Genomic DNA, 24,094 nt, shown 5'->3' on the forward strand with positions numbered 1-24,094 from the left:
CTCGTTGGGGTTCCATCATGCTTCCTGGTCTTCCTTGTAGGCATTGCGCCGGAGTCGTTCAACGCCCTCGGCGGGAGTGGAAGCCACACCGAGGTGATCTTGGAACATGAATTCTGGTTTTACCCGCCCCTCGCGCCGCCCAACTTCGACATTCCAGGCGTTGCCGTTCGGGGTAAGCCTGCCGACAACCTCACCTGTGGAGACCCACTCGACAGTGAGCGTGCGGTCGCGGATGTTTGAATTCGTGAGGAATTCCCCGTATTGCATCTGGCCGGGGACTCCTGTGGGAACCCCCTGGAGTGCTTGACCGGTGGGCCCGACATGAACAAAGTCCCATCGCGGATACCCCTGTTCGTCTGTCCATTCGACGCGAAAATCGATGCCCTCCAAGTGCCCCTTGTCAGTTACCCGGGCGCTAAAACTGTTCGGATCGGAGGCGTTGTCTCCAGGGATGGTGGCTCCATCCCTCTTCGGCATAACTATCTGATTCTTAGGTGCGGTGATGTGAAGGGTCTCGCCAGCCATTTCGTTGAAGTCATACCAGTTAAACCAATCCTTGCCGTCTGCCGGGGAGCGATGTTTGTACGTGATGTTGAACGGCGACGGGGCTGCGTTTCGGGCCTTTACCTCTGCAAGAGCTTCGTCCTTGCCCTGCTCCATGAGAGCGTCCCGGCTCCTCTTGCCGTACACCCGAATGCCCAGCAGCCATACAGCGAGCCTTTTCAGGTGCTTGAAAATGAACCTTCGCGTTGGTCGGAAGATCAAAAGAGCGAGTACAAGCACACCAATAGCGAGCGGCGACAGCTGCTGCCAAAAGGCTGGATTCGTCGGCCCGGAAACGGTCCCTGTCCAGATCGCTACGAAAAGGACAATGAATGGGGTGCTTATGATTGAGCCTACTGCGCCGGCGATGGAGTTACCGGGCACATCACTCTGCTTCTTGATCGGTTCATTCACTCAGGAAGCTTAGCGCCCGCCCATCCGGGACATCACATGGTGACTGTCATCAGTTCGGTGGCCCAGGCCTCCACAAAGTGTCTACTTCGTAGCCGCCGTCTTCATGGATGCCGATCGGTGCGATGCGCCCAGGCAGTTCGGTCTGAATTTTTATGAACAGCGGACCGGACATCTCATTCAGGGAACTGTTGTAGAAGTGAACGTCCGGGTAGTGGGTCAGTAACGCGTAGACCATATCTGTGGCCCACCCTTGGTGCTGATATTCGTCCGGAACTCCGACGCCCTGAAACTTTCCGACGCGGTTCCTGATGATCACAAAGTCAAGGTAGGCGCTCGTTGTGCTCTCTCCGAAAATGCCGGAGCGCGTTCCGTGCAGCTGGGGACGCGGTGCAAGCCGGCCCTGAACAAGATTGGGGCCTGATTCTCTAGGAACGGTCAGCGTGAAGGACCTTGCTCCGCGGCGAAGGACAATTCGTCGTTTGTGCCGGAGCTCCCACCACGCATTACTAATACTCCTTAAAGGTGTCCACACAGCGCCCCCTCCCGGCTATGTCCTGGGTCGCGATCCTTCCGCTACTGCGGGACATCGGCGGGCCGGGTTGCTTCGCGTCGAAGTCCCGGGCTCCGCCAGCTCTTGGGGTTGCTTCTCCTCGAACTTGGGGCTCACAAGCCGAGTTGGTGGTCGATGGTCTCGCGGACAGATTGCAGGGCCGGGGATTCGAACCCTTCGGGAAGCAATGAGATCCTATGAAGTTTGGTTGCTGAATCTTGGGCGCTCCCGTCATAGTTTCGGTCTATTTCCCGAACCTTGAGAAGCCCGAACCATTCAAGTGTCTTGCGTGCTGCTGAGAAGGGATCGCGGTGAATCCCGTAGTTTCTCAGTCTCACGTCCGCGGGGATTGCTACTTCGCTCGGGAGGATATCCGGGTCCTCTCCTATTGCTGTGAGGGTACCCCGGCGGCATGCTATAGCCAGAAGAAGGACGATTTCGGAGTCTTCCAGCACATGGAGCCACCCTTGGGTAATGAATCCAACCGGCAGGGTGAAGTAGTCCTCATTTTTTAAGGGGACTATGTAGGGAAGCGGGTCTCCGCCTCGTTGCCATCCCGATTCGTCCAGGAGACTGAACCCCTCGTACCTGCCCTTTTTCCCGGGCATGCCGGGGAGATGCACCAGTTTCGCTTCCTCAAGAGTGTCCAGAGCAGTAGCCAGTGTTCTGGCCTTCTTATCGCGTATCGCCGAGCTGGACTTTCCCCGCCCGGTTTGAACCGCTGAGGTGGCCACCAGGTCGCTCCATCCCCATTCCCGCGAGAAAGTTGTCAGTGGTATGTCCAATAGGGCTCTGCGGCCGGGACGATTTCTGATCTGTGCATAGGCCAGAGCCGTGAGGTACATGCGCAAGGCTGCTCCCTTGCTTGAGAGGATCATCGTGGCCGGAGGCCGAAAAGCGCGTTTTGGTGCGGTCCGGTCCGACACGTCCTCTCCTGGGATTGGCTTCTCAAGATAGGAAAAATGAGTTCGTACTCGTAGCCCTTCCGTTAGCAAGAGCCCTGGTGCCCCGAAGCGATCAATCAGAGCATCAGTTGCGTTGTCGGCTGACGTCCCGAACTGGCCATATAGTCGGGTCCGGCGTGCCTGAAATGTACTGCTCTCCTTGGCGCTGAGGCCGCGGGACCGATCTAAGTCGATCTCTTTCATGCGTACCATCGGACTTAGTTGGGCCCTTTCAAGCTGAACGTGTAAACCGGCCAGGGGACCCTTGAGTCATCTTCAGAATCTGAGTTAACTTTCTGGCGGGTTTACCCGTAGTTCCAGTGTAGTGGAAGTATCCGGCCAGTCCTGTTGAACTTCTCAGGTACAACACACGCTATTCAGATGAAGGTGAGCATGTCCAAGCAATCTCGGGCCGGGGGGCCGGTCAGCCGTGGAGGCATCTGGACTGATCGGTCCAGCCTCCTGCTGACTGTCGCACCGACGACGTTGGCCGGTATCGCCACCGCGTTCATGGGGTGGGCACAGCTCGATGGTGGGATGGCCACCATTCTTCGGACTGCGGCGATCATTGCAGGGGCCGTGGCCACGGCTTTGCTGCTCATCAAGGCAGTCCGGGAGGACAAAGAGAAAAAGTCCGCTACCGACGCCAGATACGAGACCATGAAAGAGCTGAGGAACAAGCTTGGCCCGGCTTTGGATTTGATGGCTGAAATCGCTTCAGTAGATCCGGCAGATTCCAGCCGTGAGGTGCTGCATGAAAGCTTGAAGACCATTGCCACACATTGCTGCAGCGCGCTGGGCGCCATGATGCCAGCTAGCACCGATGTGCGGGCCATCGTATATGCCGTGAAGGAACCGAATGAGCTGTACCCCTTGGCCCGCCTGGGACGCAATGACGTCCCTCGCACGTTCTCCTTTGACAAGCCTGACGGCGCTGAGATTCTGACATATCTTTCGGGAAGCTCACCAGAAGGGGAGCTCTACACCGACACCTCTGCCGAAGCTCCTGAGCACTATAAGGGTGACCAGGCGCGGTACCGAACTTTTATCCGCGCCCCCATTTGGTCGAGCGGAGCAATTTTCGGCATGGTGGCAGTTGATGCCCCTAGAGCTGGCTCGCTGTCCAAAGGCGACGTCTTCCTTGCCGAGTTAATCGCAGCTGAACTCGCACCAGCGTTTGCAATAGCGGCTGCGGTCGGACGCAGCTAAAAGTCAACCTAACGGCCTACACTGTAGGCATGAGCAATCAAGTCGAAGTAACTCCAGGGGGCGTCGGCTTCATCCGGACGACAGCCAAGAAGGCAATCCCGGACGCTCCGCTTGCGCTGAAGACCGCCCGTCGCCGTTCATGGCTTGTACCACGAGACCTCACAGCCGGTCGCCATTCCAAAGTCGAACCGGCTCAGGGCACCCGCAAGAAGGCTTAGCCCGGGCTCTTTGTCGCTGCCACACTTGCCGTGCAAAAGTTCAGCGACCAGCGGCGGGCTGGCATTACTCGTCGGTGCAACCGCGAGGATACTGAAGGTTCCGCGTGTTTCCTTGCCGTGGCGCGCTGACCAGAGCCCCTCGTCAGACAGCGCCGGTAATGGAGATAAGACAAGCGAACGTACGTTCCGTTTCGAATCTGGACGCGTGCCCTGATAGTGGCCTTTAACCGAACCCTCAAGCTACAGACGCACTAAGCGTAGACTCGGGAGGAAATCGGCCCCTCCCGTCTCAGTGCCTAACATCGTGTGATCCCCGGTTCTGCGCTTGAGCCGGAAGGCTGCGGTCTCCCCCGCCTTCCGGGGCGGAATCAGATACAGTCGCTCAATGAGCGGCGCCGATAACCTTCAGATCGTCAGCAGAAGGCCCGTACGCAAGGGCCAGTACTGGTCCCCGACTTACGAGGGCTCGTCCGATTTCGTGAAGTCATGGTGGCGGGAAAATTACGGGAACGAGCCGCCGGCCGAGGAACACTGGGTGTCGTTTTTGCTCCGCGACCGGGAAGTCGCGCGCTGCAAGTACGTCGTAACAGGTGCTGATACGCACCCGGTTCTCGGCGACCTCCCGCACGGGCAACTCGACATCCTCGCGTTCGAAGTCGCTGTCCCCATGCGTCGAAAGGGGATTGGCCGCATGGCATTGCAGGCGATCCGACACCAGAACCCGCTGCCGCGCATGACCGCCCTGAACGATGACGCCGAATCAAGGAAATTCTGGGATGGGATTGGCTGGATCAGGCACGAGTCCCCCCACGCCGTCCTGAGGGGCGGCGAACGCGTGACCTACTCCGAGCCATGATCCGTAACGGCTAGAGTTCGCGGCCGTGGTTTTGCTGGTTCTGGCGTGCCTGGGCCGCTGCGCGTTCGGCTTGCTGTTTGGCGGCTTCCTTCTGTTCGGCCGTTTGCTCGGTTTGCGGCTGTGCTTGCTGCTGCGCCGCGAGCCGTGCAGCGTTCCGCTCGGCCGTGATCTTCTCCAACCGGCTGCGGAGACGCGGCTTTTCCGCCTGCTCGGGCGTGATGGCAGCCGGCTCCTGGACGTTGGCCTGCCGGTCCGCGTCGGTGGCACGCTGCGCGGGTGATTCGGGAGCGTGAGTGTCCTTGGTGCGCTCGACCGCACGCAGAGCGTCCAGCGTCCGGTCTTCGTTGGTGGCGCGTTCGGGCAGGGCATGTGAGCGCTTGGAGACGGTCACTGCCTGGTCGTGGAGTTGCTGGCCGATCTCTTCGTTTCTGAACCGTTCTGGCACGGGTGTGGCCTCCGTTTCGGGAACGTTGTAGCGGGCGCGGAACATTTCGATGCTTGCCGCGGTGTCGCGCCATTGCTGGGCAGCGTCGGGGCGTATCGGGACGGGTCCGAGTTTCTGTGCCCATTCTGGTGGTGTGGCCGCCAGCAGGTGGCCGCGTTCGTCAAACCTCGCGGCGAGTACTTCGCGTCGGGCTGCGAGTTCTTCCTTCCAAGGCTGGGGAAGGTACGGGCTTGCTGCCGCCCGTGACGGGACGAGCCATTCCGGCAGCCTGTCCGGTACCTGCACAGCAGTGACGGGCCGGGGTGTGAGGGTGCGTAGGCGTTCCTCAGCCCGGGCGCGGGCAGCGATCGTTTCGTGTCCCCATGCGCGTTGGGTGTTGGCGTCAGCGGCGGGGTTCTGCCCGTAGACGCTGCGGCCGCCGCGTTCGGCGGCTTCAGCCGCGCGCTGGGATTCTTTGAGCTGCTGGTTGCGGATCCGGTGTTCATCCTGGAGCGCGCGCAGCTGCTGGTGGGCTCGGCGGGCCTGTGCCGGGTCGTTGATAGAAGAGGTTTCCCGTGCGGTGAACCTGGTGGTGAAGATCCGGCGTTCCAGCTCGGCGTCGGTGAGCTTGCCGTGCCGGCGGTTGGTCCAATGGTCAGCTGGTTTCGGCCCGCGGACTGCAGCTGCTTCACGGGCGGCCCGGGCACCAGCTTCTGCCTCTGCACGGAGCGTGGCCAGCTGCTCGTCGGTGAGTCCTTGCAGGGGGCGTTCCCCTGCTTGGGCGATCAGCTCTGGGGCCTTGTCCATGATCGTTTCCACCCGCCAGGCGAGCACGGCGGAGAGGTCGTCGGCGCTCTGGAACTCGCGTTGGCCGGCTGCGGTGCGCAGCAGGCCAGCGGTGTCCCATCCGCCTTGTTCGGCCTTCGCCAGATGGGTGGCTACCGCTCCCCAGGACTCGGCGTTGATGAACTTCTCAGCGTCCGGTCCAAGGATCTCCCGTGCCATGGCGGCCATGCGCAGTGTGTTGGCTTCCTCGGTGACGTAGCGGTACTGATCGGCAAGGGTCAGGGGCGAGTTGATGCGTTCGTACTCGGTGGCCATGGTCTCGTGTGCGGAGGAATCATGGCTGTGGTTCCCGGCGATAGCGGCAAGAACACTGTCGCGGTCTTGGCCTTCCTCGACGGCGACGAACAGCACGTTCTCATCCCGGCCACGCGTTGCGGCGACGTAGGCGTTCTCACGCGTGGTGGACGCATCAAGGATCGGGATACCGGCATCTTTGGTCATGCCCTGGGCGCGGTGGGTGGTCAGGGCGTAGCCAAGGTGGACGTGCTCCGAGACGTACTCTGCAGGGAGCCGGATGGTCCCACCGTGCTCGAGGTGACTGACCGACAGGGACCCGTCCTCGTGGGCTTGCTCCACGGTCCAAAGGTCGCCGTTCTTTACGACGTCCCGGCCTCTCTTGACCTTCATCTGGGAATCGTTCAGGCGGGTCACTACGTGGTCCCCGGCCCATGCGTGGGAGCCGTCGCGCAGCTGCACGGACGTTCCCGTGCCGGTGACTTCGCCGGTCTCGATCCGGTAGGCCTGTGCACGTTCGGAGAGGCGCTGGGAGCTTTCGTTGGTCGGTGTCATCATCACCGCGGCGTCACCTTGGTTCAGGCGGCTCTGCCAGAGTCCGAACGCCAACCCTTCGACGGTTTCGATACTTCCGGCCTGGACGCGTCCGTTGTCCTTGTACCAGGCGAACGGGTCAGCTTCGTGCTCGGTGGGTGTGCGCAGGAGCAGGGATGCTTCTGCTTCTTCGGGGCTGTGGAACCGGTGAATGGTCTCCAGTTCGGTTGCGCCGACTGCGTTGATCAGCAACCGCAGCGCGCCGCCGGCTTGGACGGCGGAGAGCTGCCGGTCGTCCCCGATGAGCCGGACGAGTCCGCCGCCAGCTTCCACTGCCCTAACGACGTCGGCGAGTTTGCCGGTGCCCTGCATCCCTGCTTCATCGACGATCACGAGGGTGCCGGGTGTGACCTTGAAAGCCTCGTTGGGGCTGAGTAGGAACTTGTCTGTCGTCGCCGCGGTGATGCCGAGCTGTTCGCCCAGATTCGCCGCCGCCACGGCTGAGGGCGCTAGGCCGATGACCCTGCCGCCGGAGTGGGTGATCGCTGCCCGGACCAAGCCCATGGAGCTGGATTTTCCGGTACCGGCGGCACCGATGCCGACACTGAGGAGTTTCGATGAGGTGGCGAACTCGCGTGCCAGTTCAATCTGTCCGGCGTCCAGAGGGTGGGACTTTTCTCCGGTGGCCACGGCGAGGTTGTAGTCGTCGACGGCGGCGTCGAAGTCCTGCATGGAGGCTGCCGGGATGACGTCCTTCTTACCGGCTCGCAGGAGCAGGTTTTCGTCTTCGAGGATTTTCGTGGAGGTGTACCGGGTGTCGGTGCGGTGGTTGAAGTCTGCTGTTCCGGCGTTGCGGGTGAGTGCTTCGAACCGGCCGTGAACCTGGTCCGGGGTGATGCGGACGGAGGCGGTGCTGAGGCTGTGGGAGACCACCCGTTCAATGGTGCCGGCCGGGACCGGGCCGTGCTCGACGGCGTGCTCGCGTGCCCAGCGGTTGGCCTCTGCCATGATGTTCTGCGCCGTCCAGGTGGAGCGCTTGTCAGAAACAGCGGCGACGATTTGACGTGCTGTCGCGTCAATATCAATCTCGGCAGTCGCGGGGCGGAGTGTCCGGGAACGGGCACCGGTGATGCGCCTAAGGTCCTTCTCGGTGAACAGGGCTGCGGCTTCCTGCCGCCATGCTTGGGCTTGTTCGGCGAGGGTCTTGGGCTTCTCTTTGTCGGGCCGGGTGTCCAATGTTGCTGCCTGTGCGAGTTTGATCAGGGCGGCTTGGTCGGGGCTGTGGCCGTGCTGTTCTTCGTACGCCTGACGTAGTTCCGTCAGGCTTGAACGGATGCCCGTGCTGCGCTTGGAGAACAGCGCATTCAGCTCGCGGGGCACGGAGGCGACTTCCATGACGGGCTGCTTGGACCCGTTGACGGTGCGGGCTTCGAACTCCACGCCGTGCTCTTCCAGGTAGGCCTGGATCCGGGTGTTGTAGTGTTCCGAGACGGCCACGGCGGAGCGGTGGAGGAGTTTGCCGTCGATGGTCTTCCAGTTCCCCTGAAGGTCCTGGACCTTGTTGGAGACCACAAGGTGGGTGTGCAGGTTCGGATCCCCCAGGCGGGAATCGTGGTGCCGGAACGCCGTCGCCGTCAGTCCGCCTTTGACGGAGGTTTGGGCGATGCCGTTGGTACCCAACCGGGTAGCCAGGCCGTGGGTTTCCAGATACTCCACGGACTGTTTGAGCGCGGCCTGGTGGGCTTCTTCGACCAGGCGGCGGGTGTCGGCATCGCCGAGAGCCCACAGCACGGAGATGCTCTTGACGGGCGTGAAGGTCAGGTCGTACCCGGCTACAGCGTTCTGCTGGGGACGCAGCTGCGCGGTGATGTACTTGCCCAGTTCTTCCTTGGACGCGGGCGGGCGGCCGTGTCCTTCACGGAACATCACCGCCCCGGCGGTTGCCCGTATGCGGTGCCGCTCCCCCGCTGTGGGTTTGCGGCCCTGCATGCGTACGAAGTCGCTCTCGCGGACGCTGATGGCCTGTGCAAGGTCGTTGTCTTTGGGGCCGTAGTCGTAGTAGCGGCGTCCCAGTTTCGCCTCGGCCTTCGCGGCTTTTTCTGCCGCTTTTGCGGGAAGACCCTCGGCCAGTTTCGCGGCGAGGATGGCTTCGTATTCCGGGTGACGGCCCTGCCCGAAGAGGTTGGCCATTTGGGCTTCGGTGACGGTCCCGGACACTCCCAGCGCTTCGGCTCCGCGTCCGAGCCACTGACCCGGCGGAAGGCCCTGGAAGGTGTAGTAGTCGCCCAATTGGCGGTCGCCTGCGCGCAGCTCATCACCGCTGGCGGTCTCCTGCGTGTAGTACAGGTAACCGGTGCCAGCACTGAGAACGTGCAGCGACATCATGACCCGACTCTAGCGGAATCGGCCTCATTTATTCGAAATGCAAGAGGTGTGACTGAATTTGGCGTTTTGAGCGTGATGCGAGCTAGCGAGTATCGGTTCGAAGAACGTCGGATTGAGTCCATCATTCTGATGCGAGTATCCATATGAAAAGCGGCAGCTTTGATTGTTGATACTCGCTGGCAGGGGTTATACACAGCTAGACATCAAACAGAGGTTCCTTGCCTGCCCAGGCAAGTTGTGTTTAACCCCTGCCAGCGCCCACAGGTCGGCCGCAACGCCCCTGCCGTCCCCTCGGGATCGAACACGCGTGGGCTTCTAAACCGTTAGGTTTCCGGGTGGACCAGGGGCTTCTGCAAGAATGGGGACCGGAGACAGGAAACCGACCACACCACAGGGGCCGTGATGGCTGGCAAGACACGCAACACGATGATCGTTCAGGCACGCCGGAAGACCGAGGAGCTGGCCGCGAAACGGCGCGAACGCGAAGCGACACTTCAATCGCTGGCTACCGACTACCACGCAGCCACGATGATGGCCGAAGCTGGAGTCGAAGAAGCCGAACGGCAGGCGGCCGAACTGATCGCCACGGCGAAGAAGAACGCGGCCGCGGCCATTGATGATGCCAAGGAAACTGTCCGGAAGATGCTCGCCACCGGCGAGACCCGACAAGGCATAGCCGAACTCCTGGACGTCAGCGTTTCCTACGTCCGCAGCATCGACGTAGCCACATCGAAGAAGGCCAAGGCCGGCACCGAAGCTGCGACTGCCGAGACTCAGAATTCAGAAGAGAGTGGGAGCGTCGGGGTCTTGTCCGGACATGAGGGGTCGGATCACTGAATCATCCCATCCGTGCTCTTTGAGCGCATCACGGAGCTGCCGCGACTGAGCGGCGAAGTTCGCGCGGCCGACGCCATGCCAACGCCACGAATGGGCGTTGGCGTGGCGTCTCTTTTGTGACCGGTCAATCAGGTTCTCCGCTTGCGTCCCAGGGAACAGGTGACTATCCGGCCCGCCCGTCGCGCGGACGCATAGTGGAATATCGCAGGAGTGCATGAGCTTGGTGTCGGGATCCAGCTGCTCTCCGGTCAACAGCAAGTGTGCGAAGCGCTGCGGACGGACAGCCTGTTGACCCGTGGGGGTCTTGATCCAGTAGCGCGCGTAACCGTCGTCACCGACCGCGCCCGTCCAGAGCCAGCAGTCATTTTCCCTCGGTCCCTTGATCACCTTGGACCAAAAGCGTCCGGACTCGTCGGGTGCGCTCATGGCGTCGTGGCCGGCGGTTCGAGACGACGGCGAGCCTCCCGGTGAGATACGGCATCGATGATTCGGGCCGGACCTTCGTATCGTCCGCCGATGATGGCTAGGGCGCCGTCGTACTTGCGGTACCTGATGGACTCGGGCCGGTTCTGGGCCAGGAGGTCACGCGTGTCGATGATGATCAGGCTGGTGCTGTGTCGGCCGTTGAGGTTCGACAAGTCCAGGTTTAGCAGACCGCCGCGTGGCTTATGGCCCACGTAGAGGTAGAGGGCCCGCCGAAACAGCAGCGGCACGGGAGCAGAGTGTTCGCGGTTGATCCTGACGAATTCCTTCCCTGTCTCCGCATGTGAGGTCCGTTCCAAGTAGCGTGTCTGCACAAAACGATAGGCCGAATCTGCTTCCAGCAAAGCGCGCAGCTCCGGGCTCACGCGCCGATAGGACGCGAATCCGATCCAGACTGCAACGAGCAGGCAAACGCATAGGAGAAAGGCAATGAGGAATTGTGTGCTGGTATCCATCGCGGAACTACCACCGCCGCCAACGGCGTTCCAGCCTGTTCGCGGCGAAGAAGAACGCGACCATGAACAGGGACGGTGGCACTGCATGGAGCAGGCTCTGACCGAGCCAGGACACGACGGCGGTGATCAACGCGATGACTCCGGCGGCCTTGCAGAAGAAGATGAGAATGCCTTGGCCGGCGGCTACCGGGTGGGTGAGTGCGTAGATGATCCAGCCGCCCAGCGCAACGGCGGCGAACGCGGCGAAGAAGATCAGAACGACGGCCACGGTGTTCCCCTAACGATTGGTTGGTGCCTGGTCGGTGGTCTCAGCAGTTCCATCGGCCGGCCTTGTTCTTTCTGGCTTGGTCGGCGGCCGTGGTGAAGTCCTCGCTGTAGGCGAAGGATTTGCCGTAGCCGGTTGCTTCGGCGTGACCTTGTTCAAGGATCGTGCGGTTGGTCAGGGTGCCGTCGGTGGTCCACACGTAGGCAAGAAGACGGTCGTACTTGTCCCGGACCCCTTGGACGGGATCCGCGGAGAGAAAGACCTGTTGCCCGTCCAGGAGTGAGTGCAGGTAGGTGGACGCTTCCGGTCCGCCGCACTCCACCGGTGCGTCTTCCTTGACGCTTTCCGGGGCGTTGATGCCAACGAATCTGACGCGGGTGCTCGTGCCGTTGCAGCTGATCCGGATCGTGTCCCCATCGACAACCTTCTCCACGGCGTACGGGCCACTGGCCGGGACCTTAAGTGCCGGCGGCCGCGCCGCCGTGCCCGTCGCTTCACAGGGCACTTCATGCAGCGGCGCCGGACTGCCGGCGGGAACGATCTGCGGTCCGCCCTGGGACGTGCATCCTGTCAGGGCAAGAACGGCCAAGACGCTGCCGTGCAGGAGCCGGCCCTTGTATCGAGTGTTGGTCATGGGTGGTCCTCTCTTGCTGCTGTCTCGGCTCGGGTCCGTCGCCCTGGGCGTATTTCGCCGGCCTCCACTCCCGGCCATTTCCGGCCGTCGTTGTACTTGCGCTGCAACCGCCGAAGCTCGCGACGCGCAGCTGCTTCAACCAGGTCCGCAACGGAGACATAGCCCTCCAGCTTGCCGACGTTCTGAACGGCTGCACGGATCTGCTTCATGTCCTCTTCAGAGAAGTAGGACCCTTTCTTCCTGCGGTTCTTGGTCATCGACTCAGGCCACGGGCACAGGTTGGGATTGGAACAGCTGCTGCCTCGAACAACTTCCTTGGACTTGGCATGTGTAAATCCTTTATTTGAAGGGTGAAGTCCTGCCGGGGCCGGCCGCACGCTGGCCCCGGCAGTCGTGGTTAGAAGGGGGGTTCGGAGTCGTGTCCGTTGCCCCAGGAACCGGCGTTGGTCTGCGCGTTCGAGGCCCATGGGTCGTCCTGCTGGGTAGCCTGTCCGCCGCTATTCTGGTTCCCGAAACCTCCGCCGTTTCCACCGCCCTGGTTGCTGCGCTGGGTGCGGTTTACTTTCGCGTTGGCGTAACGCAAGCTGGGCCCGATCTCGTCTACCTCAAGCTCTATGACGGTGCGCTTTTCGCCCTCTTTGGTTTCGTAGGACCGGGACTTCAGCCGTCCGGAGACAATGACCCTGGAACCCTTGGACAAGGAGGCTGCGACGTTCTCAGCCATCTCCCGCCAGGCACTCGCCCGGAGGAACAATGTCTCCCCGTCTTTCCATTCGTTTGAGGCAGAATCGAAGGTCCGGGGCGTCGAGGCAATGGTGAAGTTCGCAACCGGAGTACCGTCAGTTTTCCCGAACTCACGGGAAACCGGAGTGAAACGCAGCTCTGGGTCAGATGTCAGGTTTCCAATGACTGTAATGGTGGTTTCGCCGGCCATGATGGTTCCTTTTCCTCGTGTGCTGGTGGTGTTCTCGGTGTCGGTGCCGGTTTCGTTCTGAGGTTCGGTCCCACCCGGTTGGTCGTGGGTGAGGTCGTTGGGTTGGTGCTGGTCTGCGGTGTGTTTGTCCCAGAGACCGCCGGCCCCGATCGGGGCCCGGTTGATCGCGTCAAGGTAGCGGTCATCTTCGATGCTGCAGGGGTTGGTGTAGTAGCCGGCGTACGGGTCGTAGTCCTGGGTGTCGGGGTAGATCCTGCCGCTGGGGTTGGTTTCCCGGAACAGGTCCACCTCCAACGGGATCCGCGGGCTGATCTTGAACCCGTCCACCGGGTGCGGGGTGGTCACGGTCCTCACGCTGCCCTGTGGCTCATGGCCGCTTGGACGAGCTTGTCCCGGCGGAGGCCTGACCAGTGGTCCTGGTCATCGGAGTTGTTCACGATGACGGGCGCCTGGGAGTAGCCAAGCTCTGCCGTGATGTATTCCAGCGCTGCCGCCACTTCGGTGATGTCCACGGGCGTGTAGGTGATGCCTTTGGAGTCGAAGTACTCCATGGTGCGGTCGCAGTTCGGGCAACCGGGCTTGGTGTAAACCGTGTAATCGGTGATTGAGGAAGTCATTTTCAGTCCCGCGTTTCGTATCAGTTTTGGTTAGGTTCGTCTGGCTGACTTGCTACTACCATTCTAAGGTGTATTCATCAGAATAAAAGGGTCTGGCCCTTGATTTATAGGGGTTTTTACCTCAATTTTGGTGGTCGCTTTTTGGTGATTTGGGCGTCTGGTGCGGTTTGGAAGATCGCGGGAAGCAGCCCGGGGTGACTCCCCCGGCTTCTTTGAGAGCTGCCCTGGGCGCTGCGTTCTTGTGCCTATGTCAGGTTCGCCCGGATTTCCCAGTGTGTGGTCCCGGCTGAAAAGAACTGTTCCCCAGCACAGGGTGGGTCGGCGGCGGGTGGCTTTGCCCATGGGGAAGGTGCCCGGTTCTAGGTGTTAAACAAAGCAGGACCGGCGCTGCCGGTCCTGCTTCGCTCTCCTCGGACAAAGGAAATCTGTGGCTCAGTCTACAAGACTGAAGTCTTGCGCGTTAGGGCGTTGTTCGTGGGTGTGTTGCTCGGTGCCGACGCCGGAGAAGGTATACGCCCAGGGCGAGGATGGCTCCGATCGCTGAGCCGAGGATTAGGCCGGTAATGCTGCGCGTGCTGTTCAGCAGGATCAGCGGCAGGGAGATGGCGGTGACGAAACCGATGTGGAACGGGAGGGTGTCATTGTCGCCATCGAGGTCTTCCATTCTGGAGTGGGCGATCATCCATCCGATGCCCAGATAGATTGTGGCGACGGCCGAGAAGATCAAAGCCCCCATCATCACGTGGTCAAGGACTGGGGACAGGCCAGGGAAGATCTCGGCGAGCGTGACCCCTGGGGGTGTCTGCGTGGTCATGGTGACTCCTGTCTGTGCTGCCATGGGATGAGCTTAGCGGTGGCCTCTGACAAAGATTTCTTAACTAATAGTGAAGAAGTTCTAGTGAATGGGACGGCGCGGCACTTTGTTTGGGTGTGCCTGGTGGCGTTGAACGGCGGTCCGTCGCTGGTGATTGGCTGCTGTGGTTCCCCCTGGGCGGCGGACCGCCCGACTTTTGGGAGGTTCCCGGCCCTGCTCGTGGTGAGTGGCCGGGGGCCTTGCCGGGCGGTGGGGGTTCCGCCCGGCAAGGGGTCTAGGCGGCTTCGGGTTCGTCCGCGCTTTCCGTGGTTTCCTCGGTTTCTGCCTCGGGGTCGGTGAGGATGATCTTTTCAACGTCGCTGGCCTCGTATCCCCATGCCGTGAGCTGGGCGAGGTAGTAGAGGGTGTTGCTGTGGCGGCTCCGCCAGCTCGTGCGATCGATGTTCGCCTCGTACGCGGTGATCATCATGGCGAGGGTGACCGTTTCGGGTTTGGTGGTGGGCTTGTCCACGTAGGCTGTGAACTCGCCATACCCGGTGCCGGTGCCCAGCAGTTCGGCGGTGAGTTCGGTCTTGTTCAAGGCCTTGGTCAGGATGTAGCTGCCGTGGGCAATGGTGTGGGCGATGAACTTCTGCGCGTTCTTTGGCAGGGCCTTGCGTGCCAGCACGTTTTTGACGAACTCCCTCCGGACCACCTCGGCCGAATCCATGGCTTTGTTGTTTTCAATGACCTCCCGGCGTGCGGCCTTTTCCTCCTCGGTCATCCCTCCTGCCGGGGACTTGCCGTCCTTCCGCAGCCCACGGGCCTTCCAGTCAGCCACGGCGAACTGTGTCACCAACCCGCCGTATCCGATGCCGATGTAAACCGCGTCCGCGTCCGTCTCACTGAGGCGTTCGCCCTCGGCGGTGGTCAGTGCGGAGATCAGCGCGGCGGGCCCCTTGTAATCGTAGTAGCCGGGATCTTGTTCCAACACGGTCAGGCCTTTGGCGGCAGCCTCGGCGCAAGCTTCGGCAAGCAGGGCGTTATTCCTGCGCTCGTCCCGGAGCCGCTGCACCCGGTGGGCGAAGTTTCCGGGGTTCTCAGTAGCGAGGCGTTCGAGCGTGGCCACTGCCTCGGCATCATCCGCGAATTCCTCGATCACGGCAGACTGTTCCAGCGTCAGGCCTTGGTCCAATGCCTGGGCAGCGGTGGCGTTCGCTTTGACCTTAAGCGCGGTTTCCACCACTGCTTTCTTGGCCCCCATCTTCCGGGCGATGACGCTGGCGCTCACTCCCAGCAGTGCCATTTGGTGGAACGCTTCGGCGCGGTCGCCGTCCGTGAGTGCGCTGCGGTGGTCGTTCTCCACTACCTGCGTGGCGAGGCGTTCCGCTTCCTCGGGGGTCGCTCCGACGAGCACGGGAATGGTCGCCGCTCCTGCCTCTACGGCTCCAAGGGTGCGGCGCTGTCCCATCAGGACGTGCACGGTTCCGTCCTCGGTCCGGTGGGCGACGACGGGCACCAGCACGCCGTGTTCCTTGATGCTGGCCACGAACTCCTTGGTCAGTCCAGCGTCTTTGCGGACGTTGGTGTCCACGGTCAGGGTGGTGGGGTCGAGCAGTTCGAGCGTGGGTGTTGCATTCATGTGGTGTTGCTCCTTCTTGTCCGAGAAGTTGGGTGGGTGGGGCGACCAATGGTGACCGGCCAGCTCCCCTCTCCCCCCGTTGTTTTTGGCTGCTGGCGAAGCTTGCGGAGCTGTGGCCGACGGAGGCCTGTCTACCCTTGGGCAAGGTGTGGGAAATTCCCGGAGGAAATAAGCGACGCAGGAGCGCCGTAGGGACATTTCCTGCACCGCAGGCCCCGGAGCCTGCGGAGGGGCTAGAAGGGGTGGAGCGGACACATAGAATCCGAAGGACAGCAGCCAAAAACGTCGTAGACAGCAGGTGATGACGGGCAGGAGCTCTGCGACGGACCGGCAGCACCCAACAGCCGGCCGCGCCAGCGGACGCCCGTCAACTGGTTGAAGCGCAGCGAAAACCAGGGCGAGCCCCGCGAGCCTGCTCCTCCCCTGGCCATCCCGGATCCGCCCAGGTCAATCCCCTGCATGGGCTTGCCGCACGCACCAGGTGAGCAACACCGGCCCCGTTGCGGGAACGGCGGTTCGTCGCCGGCAACCACCCACCCAAGCGGCCACCTGCGGCGGACCGCCCGCCCTTGCGAGGCGAACGGCCCACCGCGCTTACGTGGCGCTGTCGGTTGCGCGGGTGTTGAATCGGCGGAAGTTCACGGCGATTTCTTGGGCGATATCAGCCATCGGTGTTCCCGGCGTTATGGTCTTCTCTTCATCGGCGGAGAACTCCACCGGTTCGCCGTCGTCGTCGTAGTGGTCCGGGCCGTAGTAGAGCTCAGCGGTGGTGAACTTGGATTCCAGGGGGTTCTTCCAGCTGAATGATCCGGGGCCGATCGTGAAGGTGTGGCTGCCTTCGCTCTGAAGGAAGAAGGTGGCGGTGCCTCCGCCGGTTTGTTCGACGTGAAGTTCCAGGCCTTCGGCTTTCATCGCGTCCACCAGTTCACGCGCGGGAAACCATGCGATCTCTTCGGCGGCCTGTTGGGTTTCGGGGCTTTCAGTCATGGTTCTGTCTCCTTTACAAATGGGGCGGTGGCCGGGACGGGCGTCCCGGCCACCGGTGGGTCTAGCTGGCGAGTAGTTCGGCCAGTTCTGCGGCGTCGGAAACCAGGGCCGCCGTGCCTTCTTTCAGGAGCCTGTGGCAGCCTGCCGAGTTCGCGCTGTGCACGCTTCCGGGTACTGTCGCTACATGTCGGGCAATGGTTTCGGCGTGGTGCGCGGCGTTCAGTGCGCCGGAACGCCACCGGGCTTCGACAACACAGGTGACCCCGGCGAGGGCGGCAATGATGCGGTTCCGCTGCAAAAAGCGGTGACGCGTAGGCGCGTTTCCCGGGGGCTGCTCTGAGACGATCAAACCGTTGGCCCTGATCGCGGCCGCGAGGTCGGCGTTGCCGGAAGGGTAAACCCGGTCAAGGCCTCCGGCTGCAACGGCGATCGTCGCCGGTCCGGTGCCGGTAAAGCCAGCAAGCGCGCCACGATGGGCGTGCGCGTCGATGCCGTAGGCCAGGCCGGAGACAATGCAGATTCCACGCTGGGCCAGTCCATGGGCCATCTCACCGGTGACAGCTGCGCCGTAGCTGGTGGAATCGCGGGAACCAGTCAACGCGGCCGCGCGCTGTACCGCGGGGATCCCCTGGGTGATGTTCCCGACGTACCAAAGCCCATACGGGGCATCAGGCAGATCATCGAGGCCGACGGGCCAGTGTTCGTCACCGGGGATAAGGAAACCTCCGCCCAGTCGTTCAATGGTGGCCAGATCCCTTTCAGCGTCCACGTCAGGGATCCGCTGCGCCCAGCGGCGCAGCCCTTCGGTCAATTCCTCTTCGCCGATGTGGCGGAAGGTGTGGGGCGGTTGGGCTCCGGTTGCTACTCTCAGGGCCGCGTAGGCGCCCAAGGCGTCGACAAGCGCCCGGCCAGTGGAGTCCTGGGAATCGAAAAGACGAGTCAGGGCGGCGCGTGCAATGCGGTCGTTCATGGTGTTGCTCCTTCTTGTCCGAGAAGTTGGGTGGGGCGACAATTGGTGACCGGCCAGCTCCCCTCTCCCCCAGTTGTTTTTTGTTGCTGGCACGTAGTGCTCTACGGGGCCGACGGAGGCGACTCCTCCCGCCAGGGCGAGGCGCTGGAAATCTTCGAAAGGAAATAAGCGAAGCGCCGTCGAAGAATTCCAGGGCCGTAGGGCCCCGGAGTTTACGGAGGGGTCAGGAGCTTGAGCCGGAGCGGAACCGTATGATCCGCAGGACAGCCACAAAAACGTCGTAGACACACAGGACCGGGCACGGCGGAGCTCTGCGACGTCGGGACCGGGCCCAACAGCCGGCCACGGAGCGAAGCGCAGTGGACGCCCAAACGGGTGCGAGCCCCGCGAGCATGCTTGAGACAGCAACACGGGCCCCCGTCCCACACCGCTTTGAAATTCGGCCTTACGTTCACCAGGTCAAGTAGACCTAAAGTGAAGGACGTTGCCATGAATACTGAAAGCATCAGGCTGGAACTCTCCCGGATGACCGCAAGGGTTGAAGCGTTGGAGGATCAGCCGCTGTCCCGAATCGTTGCGGCGGCCAGGAGCGAGGCCAAGGCGATCAACCTGAGGATGGCCGAGTCCACGTTGCAGACCTGGGCCCGTGCCGTTCACTACGGCATTGGGTTCCGGTTCCATCTCCGCTGAGTGCGACTGTTCCTGTAAAGGCAGAAGAGCCGGCACCCTGGTGGGTGCCGGCTCTTCATGTGTTCCTCGGACAAAGGAAATCTGTGGTGCAGCGTCGTTGCTGCCGTGGTGCTAAAAGTCGTGGTGTTCCTGGGGGTGGGTGAAGTCCACCGGCCCCAGGGATTCATTGGCGGTAAGCAGCTGCAGCTCGATGACGTCTTCGAGGAAGCTGGCCCCTGGTGCGGGTTTGTCGTCCTCGGTCAGGATGTATTCGGTTCCCATGCTGGATCTCCTGGTGCAGTGTTCTCGTTGGAGTTCACTGTAGCCGTGGATCCTTTGCGTTGGCTGGTTGCCGCTGCGCCCGCGCCAGCGTCATGGCGGCCGGGGGAGCGCCAGCGGCGGAGGCCGCCCCGCTACCTGAGAGGGCCGGGCAGGACCGTTGCCAATCCTGCCCGGCCGTACCGGTTAGCGAATGGGGCGCTTGTAGGCGGTTTCTTGGTTCTTGGCCACTTCTGCGATGTAGACGCTGCCAATCAGGTCGTACAGCTGTTCGGCGAACCGGTAACCGTGCACGTCCTCGACGGCCAGTTTCAGGTAGCGCTCTGCGTGCTTTCCGTAGCCTTTGAGCCATTGCAGCCATCCCATGAGGGTGAGCATGGGTGCGCGCTGGCCTTCGGGGACGGCCTTCATCAGTTCGAACGCGATGGTTTCGGCGTGGTCCACGCGCTTCCAGTCGGGGCGGCCGTTGAACCTGCCCAGAATGATGTCAATGATGACGCCGTTGTTCGTGGTGATGGTGTCGGCCATGAGGAAGTCCCTGATGTAGTTGTCTTGGAACCATGCCGCCAGTTTCCGTGCGGTCTCGTGGTCCGGCATGCGGTCGGCGTCCAGTGCACTGTCCCATTCGCGGCGTGCTTCCTCGACGGATTCCTCCGTGCGGACGGGCACCTGTACCGGCTCAACCCATTTGCCCAGCAACGCCGGGTTGTAGACGTCCACGTTCGGGGCGCTTCCCATGAAGGTCAGGGTGGCGTTGGCGTTGCTGTCGGTGATCTGTTCCAGCGGGTTGCGCTCCGTGGTGCCGTAAGCGGCCCAGTGGGTGCTGGTGACGAGGTAGACCTTGCGGACGGGCATCCGTGCCGTGGCCAGTTCGTTGCCCAGGGCCGCGACGTGGGCGGCGTAGGGGAACCGGGCATCTGTGCTGGTTTCGTCGGTGTAGACGATGAGGTAGCAGGCCGTGGCGTTCTCGTCCTGCGCCGCGAGGCTGGTCACGGTCTGGGCGAAACCCAGCGGGGCCGCGTCCATGGGTGCATCCACGCGCAACGTGGCGCCAAGTGCTCCAACGGTGGCGGTCAGCACGACGAAGGATTCAGTGGGGGTTCCTCCGAGCAGGTGCGGGACGTAGGCCAGCAGGTCAGCGGGGCTGGTGAGGGTGAGTTTTTCAGTCATGATGTGTTGTCCTTCTTGTCCGAGAAAGTAAATGGTTGGGGTGGCCGGGAACGTCGGGTTCCCGGCCACCGTGGGCGGTTAGGCCGCTGGCTGGATCAGACGGGTATCGAAGAGTGCTTCGGCCCTGCGGATCAGGTAGTCCGGCACATCAGTGTCGTGGCTGAGTCCTGCCCTGCCCAGGAACACGGCGTTCCCGGTCACCGGCAGGTCGAGGCCGGTTTCGTGGAGCAGCTGCACCGCACGGACGTTCGACGGTCCGGTGGTTTGCGTTTCCGCGTTCAGGTAGACCTGCCAGTCGCCACGGGCGATGCATTCCAGTCCGCCGCCGACGATGATCTGAAGGCTCGCGTGCCGGGCGTCAACGCTGTGCACAGTGACGCTTTCGCTCAGCCGCGCCGGGACATAGAGCCCGATCAGGTGCTTCAACATGGTGTTGCTCCTTCTTGTCCGAGAAGTTGGGTGGGTGGGGCGACCAATGGTGACCGGCCAGCTCCCCTCTCCCCCCGTTGTTTTTGGCTGCTGGCGAAGCTTGCGGAGCTGTGGCCGACGGAGGCCTGTCTACCCTTGGGCAAGGTGTGGGAAATTCCCGGAGGAAATAAGCGACGCAGGAGCGCCGTAGGGACATTTCCTGCACCGCAGGCCCCGGAGCCTGCGGAGGGGCTAGAAGGGGTGGAGCGGACACATAGAATCCGAAGGACAGCAGCCAAAAACGTCGTAGACAGCAGGTGATGACGGGCAGGAGCTCTGCGACGGACCGGCAGCACCCAACAGCCGGCCGCGCCAGCGGACGCCCGTCAACTGGTTGAAGCGCAGCGAAAACCAGGGCGAGCCCCGCGAGCCTGCTCCTCCCCTGGCCATCCCGGATCCGCCCAGGTCAATCCCCTGCATGGGCTTGCCGCACGCACCAGGTGAGCAACACCGGCCCCGTTGCGGGAACGGCGGTTCGTCGCCGGCAACCACCCACCCAAGCGGCCACCTGCGGCGGACCGCCCGCCCATACAAGGCGAACGGCCCACCCTCCGGTCTACTCGCAGCGGTCGTGGAGCGGGATGGCTCCGTATTGCCCGGCCGCGCGGCGGAATCGTGAGTCGCTGCTGAAGATGAACGTGCCGCCGAACATGTACCACGGGGCGGGTTCGTCCTCTGGGGCGACCGGCTCGGCGTGGATCACGGTTTCGCGGTCGAAGCTCTCGTTTTTGACGAGCCGGACGGCGGGCCGTTCCTCGGTCGCTTCGAAAACGGGGTCGATGCCCTCGCCGATGACGGTTACCTCCATGACGCGGGCGGAAATGCCCTGATTGGAGAAGTCCGTGCCCAGGGCGTCGCGGTAGATCAGGGCGGTGATGCCTTTGGGGGTTGTGGTGGCGTTGCTCATGTGCTGGCTCCTTTGAAGTGGTGGGGATGTGCTGCCCGGCTCTGGCCGGGCAGCACATCGGTTCTCGGTTCCTGCTAGAGGAACGTGGGGCGGTGTTCTGCGGCGAACAGGACGGCCACGGCTTCGTTGTGCCAGTCCAGTGCCGCGTATTGCCGGGTGGTGGTCAGCTCGCCGGGGTTCACGCTGGCCCCGGTGGTGACGGCTGCGGCCATGCCGCGGATGTGCGCGGCGAGGTCTTCGGCACCTGTGGCGCTGTAGGCCACGGGGGACTTCTCGATGATTGCGGCGAGGGTTTCGAGGAAGACCACGGCTTGGGCCGGGCTGTTGGTGATGCTGCGGTTTTCGGTCATTGTTCCTGGTCCTTTGCTGGTTCGGTGCCTTGCCGGGCGGTGGGGGTCCGCCCGGCAAGGAGTCAAGGGGCTGTTAGGCGGCGGCTGCTGGTTGGAACGTGGGCGGGATGCGGTAGCGGCTGGGTAGCTCTGCGGCGGCTTCGGGCAGGTCTTCCGGGCCTTGGGCTTGCCCGTTCTTCCAGTGGGAAAAAGCCTCTTCGGTGATCGCGTCCCAGAAGCGGGCTTTGGTCCGGTAGAACGTCGTTTTCACGTCCCCCTCGCAGTAGGTGGCCATGCCGAACAGGTTGCCGATCGCGTCGGCGGTGCGGGTTCCGGCAACCATGACGTAGGGCCACTGGCCGAGGTCCCAGCCGTCGCATCCCCAGTTGGGGATCACTACCCAGCCGTGTTCTGAGATGAGTTCCATCCAGTCGTAGCCGTCGTTCATGTGGTAATCCACGAGTACGGGCACGTCGTGGATGGTTTCGCCGGTGTCCTCGGTGGTGATCGTCTGGACGCTGATTGCGTTCATGGTGTTGCTCCTTCTTGTCCGAGAAGTTGGGTGGGTGGGGCGACCAATGGTGACCGGCCAGCTCCCCTCTCCCCCTGTTGTTTTTGGCTGCTGGCGAAGCTTGCGGAGCTGTGGCCGACGGAGGCCTGTCTACCCTTGGGCAAGGTGTGGGAAATTCCCGGAGGAAATAAGCGACGCAGGAGCGCCGTAGGGACATTTCCTACACCGCAGGCCCCGGAGCCTGCGAGGGGCTAGACGGGGTGGAGCGGACACGTACAATCCGAAGGACAGCAGCCAAAAACGTCGTAGACACAACAGGACCGGGCACGGCGGAGCTCTGCGACGTCGGGACCGGGCCCAACAGCCGGCCACGGAGCGAAGCAGAGTGGACGCCCAAAAAGGGGTGCGAGCCCCGCGAGCATGCTGGCCCTAAGGGGCTAGGCTGGCCTCAATCTTTAGGATGGGATACCTGAACCGTGGAGCTACTCATTGGAAGTGTTGTTGCGGGAGTGGCCGTACTTATCGGTGTTCTCGTGATCGTAAAGCGCAAGGCGCTCAGCAAGTTGATGGAAGGCTCTCAGCAAGCAAGGTTTGTTAAGACGGGCACCAAGTTGATGGGTCGGCCAGAGCCTGGGTACATGGTCGTTGTCGGGCTATTTGCCGTCCTCATTGGAGTGGCGATAGCGATTGTGTTGTTAACCCGCTGACTTCGTAGGACGGTTCATTCGGAGTCCGAAGGGCGACCCGGCCCGGTAGGGCGGGCCGCCGTGTGGCAGGCCCGCCCCGGATCCGGCTTAGCTTTCGTCTTCCTTGGGGACTTTGGAGGTGGCGCGGTACGCCAGGATCGCCGCTCCCAGTGCTGTGAGCGAGAGAACGAAGTTCACGATGGTCAGTGGATCCATGAGGTTTCCTTATCGGTGAGTAGGACTTAGTCTGAGAAGGAGCCGGTGGCCGCAACCAAAGCGGTCACGACCACCGGGTTTCGTAGCTACACCTACTTCCTTGCTTTACGCTTGCGCTTCCGAGTTCCAGCTCGGGAGCGTTTGCTTGTTAAGCGCGCGTTCCGCATGGAGAGTAGAGCGATGACAGCTGTCATCAAGCTCACGACCGAAGTCGCGAGCTTGATCGCTTCGTCGATGCTCATGTAGCCACCTCCTTCCTGCCCCGCCGTGCGAGGCCCCCACTGGTCCAGCCGGTCGAGGGTGGGCCGTCAACCCCGAAGAGTGACCGGGGAATCCCGCGAAATAAGGGAGCGCAGCGACCGCGTGGGATTGCCCGGTTGCGTGGGTTGACGGGTCGGGCCCCCGGACGGCTACGATCAGTGGCCTTGTACGGAGAACAACCCAGCCACATGTAAGGCCAAGAAATGCTTTTACAGTCCGAAGCGCAGCGAAGGTCCGTTCTGGCCTTTAGGCTGGGGCCATGGACAAGAAGAACGCAGCGCTGATCTGGGCGCTATTGGGGACTGGCTTCCTTGTGTACGGCCTCTACTGCGCCCTGACCACCGGCGGCACCTGGTACCTCATTGCCTCCGCCGTGATCCTGATGGTTTCCGGCGTGGTCTGCCTTGGTAGCGCGGTTCAGATTATGCGCCGCCCGGATCAGCAGCGCTACTAGACAGAGCGACACCCAAAGGAGCAGCATGCTTGGTTTTAAAGTGAACGTCCAGAACGAGGACAAGAGCGCTGAGTTGGAGATCCAGGGCTTCCTGGATCCGGAGACGGCCGAGGGTTTCGCGAACGCAGTTCAGGAAACCCTGGAGATGTGCGTGGAAGAGTACGACGAGATCACCGGTTTCGAAGTTGGCCGTCCCGGCCCCATGGAAGCCCGCGATGATGTCCCCGAAGCGGATATTGAATACTTCATCGATCAGATCACCATGTCTGTCATGAATCCCGAACCGGAGAACCTGATCAAGGGCGAGTCCCCCGTGCGGTTCGCTGTTGAGCACCCCGTGGAGTTGTAACCGGGCGCCACTTCTATGGCC

28 protein-coding genes are annotated in these 24,094 nt (G+C 62.3%); 7 read left to right on the forward strand and 21 right to left on the reverse strand.

The features are described from left to right. Positions 1-15: 15 nt before the first annotated feature. The 3 genes from J3D46_RS23420 to J3D46_RS23430 all read right to left on the reverse strand — a co-directional run bounded on the left by J3D46_RS23420 (position 16) and on the right by J3D46_RS23430 (position 2,655). Positions 16-957, reverse strand: a complete 942-nt coding sequence (locus tag J3D46_RS23420; protein WP_253469363.1) for a hypothetical protein — start codon at positions 955-957, stop codon at positions 16-18. A gap of 49 nt (positions 958-1,006) precedes the next feature. Next, complete coding sequence (locus J3D46_RS23425) at positions 1,007-1,273, reverse strand: hypothetical protein (protein ID WP_253469365.1); 267 nt, start codon at positions 1,271-1,273, stop codon at positions 1,007-1,009. Between the two features lie 347 nt (positions 1,274-1,620). Then, on the reverse strand, positions 1,621-2,655 hold the full coding sequence (locus tag J3D46_RS23430) for a hypothetical protein (RefSeq protein ID WP_253469367.1): 1,035 nt from the start codon (positions 2,653-2,655) through the stop codon (positions 1,621-1,623). A 189-nt stretch (positions 2,656-2,844) separates the two neighbouring features. Here J3D46_RS23430 and J3D46_RS23435 point away from each other — a divergent pair, with 189 nt between their 5' ends. The 3 genes from J3D46_RS23435 to J3D46_RS23445 all read left to right on the forward strand — a co-directional run bounded on the left by J3D46_RS23435 (position 2,845) and on the right by J3D46_RS23445 (position 4,734). Further along, complete coding sequence (locus J3D46_RS23435) at positions 2,845-3,660, forward strand: hypothetical protein (protein ID WP_253469369.1); 816 nt, start codon at positions 2,845-2,847, stop codon at positions 3,658-3,660. A 29-nt stretch (positions 3,661-3,689) separates the two neighbouring features. Next, a complete protein-coding gene (locus J3D46_RS23440; RefSeq protein ID WP_253469371.1) occupies positions 3,690-3,878 on the forward strand; it encodes a hypothetical protein in 189 nt (62 codons plus the stop codon). A 385-nt stretch (positions 3,879-4,263) separates the two neighbouring features. After that, the gene (locus tag J3D46_RS23445) at positions 4,264-4,734 is read left to right on the forward strand and encodes a hypothetical protein (protein ID WP_253469373.1); all 471 of its coding nucleotides are present in this window, start codon (positions 4,264-4,266) and stop codon (positions 4,732-4,734) included. Between the two features lie 10 nt (positions 4,735-4,744). Here J3D46_RS23445 and mobF read toward each other — a convergent pair whose 3' ends face one another. Beyond that, positions 4,745-9,157 (reverse strand): MobF family relaxase, encoded by a 4,413-nt coding sequence (gene mobF / locus J3D46_RS23450; protein WP_253469375.1) that lies wholly within the window; start codon positions 9,155-9,157, stop codon positions 4,745-4,747. 402 nt (positions 9,158-9,559) lie between these two features. Here mobF and J3D46_RS23455 point away from each other — a divergent pair, with 402 nt between their 5' ends. Further along, positions 9,560-9,994 (forward strand): hypothetical protein, encoded by a 435-nt coding sequence (locus J3D46_RS23455; RefSeq protein WP_253469377.1) that lies wholly within the window; start codon positions 9,560-9,562, stop codon positions 9,992-9,994. Here J3D46_RS23455 and J3D46_RS23460 read toward each other — a convergent pair. From J3D46_RS23460 to dprA, 11 genes are all read right to left on the reverse strand, one after another. After that, positions 9,938-10,420: a hypothetical protein gene (locus J3D46_RS23460; protein ID WP_253469379.1), complete on the reverse strand. Its 483-nt coding sequence runs from the start codon at positions 10,418-10,420 to the stop codon at positions 9,938-9,940. The two genes, J3D46_RS23455 and J3D46_RS23460, sit on opposite strands and share 57 nt — an antisense overlap. Then, positions 10,417-10,932, reverse strand: a complete 516-nt coding sequence (locus J3D46_RS23465; RefSeq protein WP_253469381.1) for a hypothetical protein — start codon at positions 10,930-10,932, stop codon at positions 10,417-10,419. The genes J3D46_RS23460 and J3D46_RS23465 overlap by 4 nt, the downstream gene beginning before the upstream one ends. A gap of 7 nt (positions 10,933-10,939) precedes the next feature. Next, a complete protein-coding gene (locus J3D46_RS23470) occupies positions 10,940-11,200 on the reverse strand; it encodes a chemotaxis protein (RefSeq protein ID WP_253469383.1) in 261 nt (86 codons plus the stop codon). Between the two features lie 40 nt (positions 11,201-11,240). Further along, a complete protein-coding gene (locus J3D46_RS23475; RefSeq protein ID WP_253469385.1) occupies positions 11,241-11,831 on the reverse strand; it encodes a thermonuclease family protein in 591 nt (196 codons plus the stop codon). After that, a complete protein-coding gene (locus J3D46_RS23480) occupies positions 11,828-12,088 on the reverse strand; it encodes a hypothetical protein (RefSeq protein WP_253469387.1) in 261 nt (86 codons plus the stop codon). The genes J3D46_RS23475 and J3D46_RS23480 overlap by 4 nt, the downstream gene beginning before the upstream one ends. Before the next feature lie 140 nt (positions 12,089-12,228). Beyond that, positions 12,229-13,110 (reverse strand): single-stranded DNA-binding protein, encoded by an 882-nt coding sequence (locus J3D46_RS23485; protein WP_253469389.1) that lies wholly within the window; start codon positions 13,108-13,110, stop codon positions 12,229-12,231. Positions 13,111-13,115: 5 nt separating this feature from the next. Then, on the reverse strand, positions 13,116-13,382 hold the full coding sequence (locus tag J3D46_RS23490; protein ID WP_253469391.1) for a glutaredoxin family protein: 267 nt from the start codon (positions 13,380-13,382) through the stop codon (positions 13,116-13,118). Between the two features lie 460 nt (positions 13,383-13,842). Next, positions 13,843-14,220 carry a hypothetical protein gene (locus J3D46_RS23495; RefSeq protein WP_253469393.1) on the reverse strand — a complete coding sequence of 126 codons (378 nt, stop codon included), beginning with the start codon at positions 14,218-14,220 and terminating at the stop codon, positions 13,843-13,845. A gap of 250 nt (positions 14,221-14,470) precedes the next feature. Next, positions 14,471-15,817: a ParB/RepB/Spo0J family partition protein gene (locus tag J3D46_RS23500; protein ID WP_253469395.1), complete on the reverse strand. Its 1,347-nt coding sequence runs from the start codon at positions 15,815-15,817 to the stop codon at positions 14,471-14,473. 594 nt (positions 15,818-16,411) lie between these two features. Further along, positions 16,412-16,804, reverse strand: a complete 393-nt coding sequence (locus tag J3D46_RS23505) for a hypothetical protein (protein ID WP_253469397.1) — start codon at positions 16,802-16,804, stop codon at positions 16,412-16,414. A 61-nt stretch (positions 16,805-16,865) separates the two neighbouring features. Continuing rightward, positions 16,866-17,774, reverse strand: a complete 909-nt coding sequence (dprA, locus tag J3D46_RS23510) for a DNA-processing protein DprA (RefSeq protein WP_253469399.1) — start codon at positions 17,772-17,774, stop codon at positions 16,866-16,868. 489 nt (positions 17,775-18,263) lie between these two features. On the opposite strand from dprA, the gene J3D46_RS23515 reads away from it, so the two are divergent. Then, positions 18,264-18,464, forward strand: coding sequence for a hypothetical protein (locus J3D46_RS23515; RefSeq protein ID WP_253469401.1), 201 nt, complete (start codon positions 18,264-18,266; stop codon positions 18,462-18,464). Between the two features lie 111 nt (positions 18,465-18,575). Here the strand turns inward: J3D46_RS23515 and J3D46_RS23520 are convergent, their stop codons facing one another. From J3D46_RS23520 to J3D46_RS23545, 6 genes are all read right to left on the reverse strand, one after another. After that, complete coding sequence (locus J3D46_RS23520) at positions 18,576-18,725, reverse strand: hypothetical protein (RefSeq protein WP_253469403.1); 150 nt, start codon at positions 18,723-18,725, stop codon at positions 18,576-18,578. A 183-nt stretch (positions 18,726-18,908) separates the two neighbouring features. Next, positions 18,909-19,892 carry a DUF4192 family protein gene (locus J3D46_RS23525; protein WP_253469405.1) on the reverse strand — a complete coding sequence of 328 codons (984 nt, stop codon included), beginning with the start codon at positions 19,890-19,892 and terminating at the stop codon, positions 18,909-18,911. 78 nt (positions 19,893-19,970) lie between these two features. Continuing rightward, positions 19,971-20,321, reverse strand: coding sequence for a hypothetical protein (locus J3D46_RS23530; protein ID WP_253469408.1), 351 nt, complete (start codon positions 20,319-20,321; stop codon positions 19,971-19,973). 595 nt (positions 20,322-20,916) lie between these two features. Next, positions 20,917-21,267 (reverse strand): hypothetical protein, encoded by a 351-nt coding sequence (locus tag J3D46_RS23535; RefSeq protein ID WP_253469410.1) that lies wholly within the window; start codon positions 21,265-21,267, stop codon positions 20,917-20,919. 74 nt (positions 21,268-21,341) lie between these two features. Then, positions 21,342-21,617, reverse strand: a complete 276-nt coding sequence (locus tag J3D46_RS23540; RefSeq protein WP_253469412.1) for a hypothetical protein — start codon at positions 21,615-21,617, stop codon at positions 21,342-21,344. 73 nt (positions 21,618-21,690) lie between these two features. After that, the gene (locus J3D46_RS23545) at positions 21,691-22,128 is read right to left on the reverse strand and encodes a hypothetical protein (protein WP_253469414.1); all 438 of its coding nucleotides are present in this window, start codon (positions 22,126-22,128) and stop codon (positions 21,691-21,693) included. A gap of 1,401 nt (positions 22,129-23,529) precedes the next feature. Here J3D46_RS23545 and J3D46_RS23550 point away from each other — a divergent pair. Next, complete coding sequence (locus tag J3D46_RS23550; RefSeq protein ID WP_253469417.1) at positions 23,530-23,724, forward strand: hypothetical protein; 195 nt, start codon at positions 23,530-23,532, stop codon at positions 23,722-23,724. A gap of 25 nt (positions 23,725-23,749) precedes the next feature. Continuing rightward, a complete protein-coding gene (locus J3D46_RS23555; RefSeq protein ID WP_253469419.1) occupies positions 23,750-24,073 on the forward strand; it encodes a hypothetical protein in 324 nt (107 codons plus the stop codon). Positions 24,074-24,094 lie beyond the last annotated feature (21 nt).

It is taken from the genome of Paenarthrobacter sp. A20, from assembly GCF_024168825.1.
GTDB lineage: Bacteria > Actinomycetota > Actinomycetes > Actinomycetales > Micrococcaceae > Arthrobacter.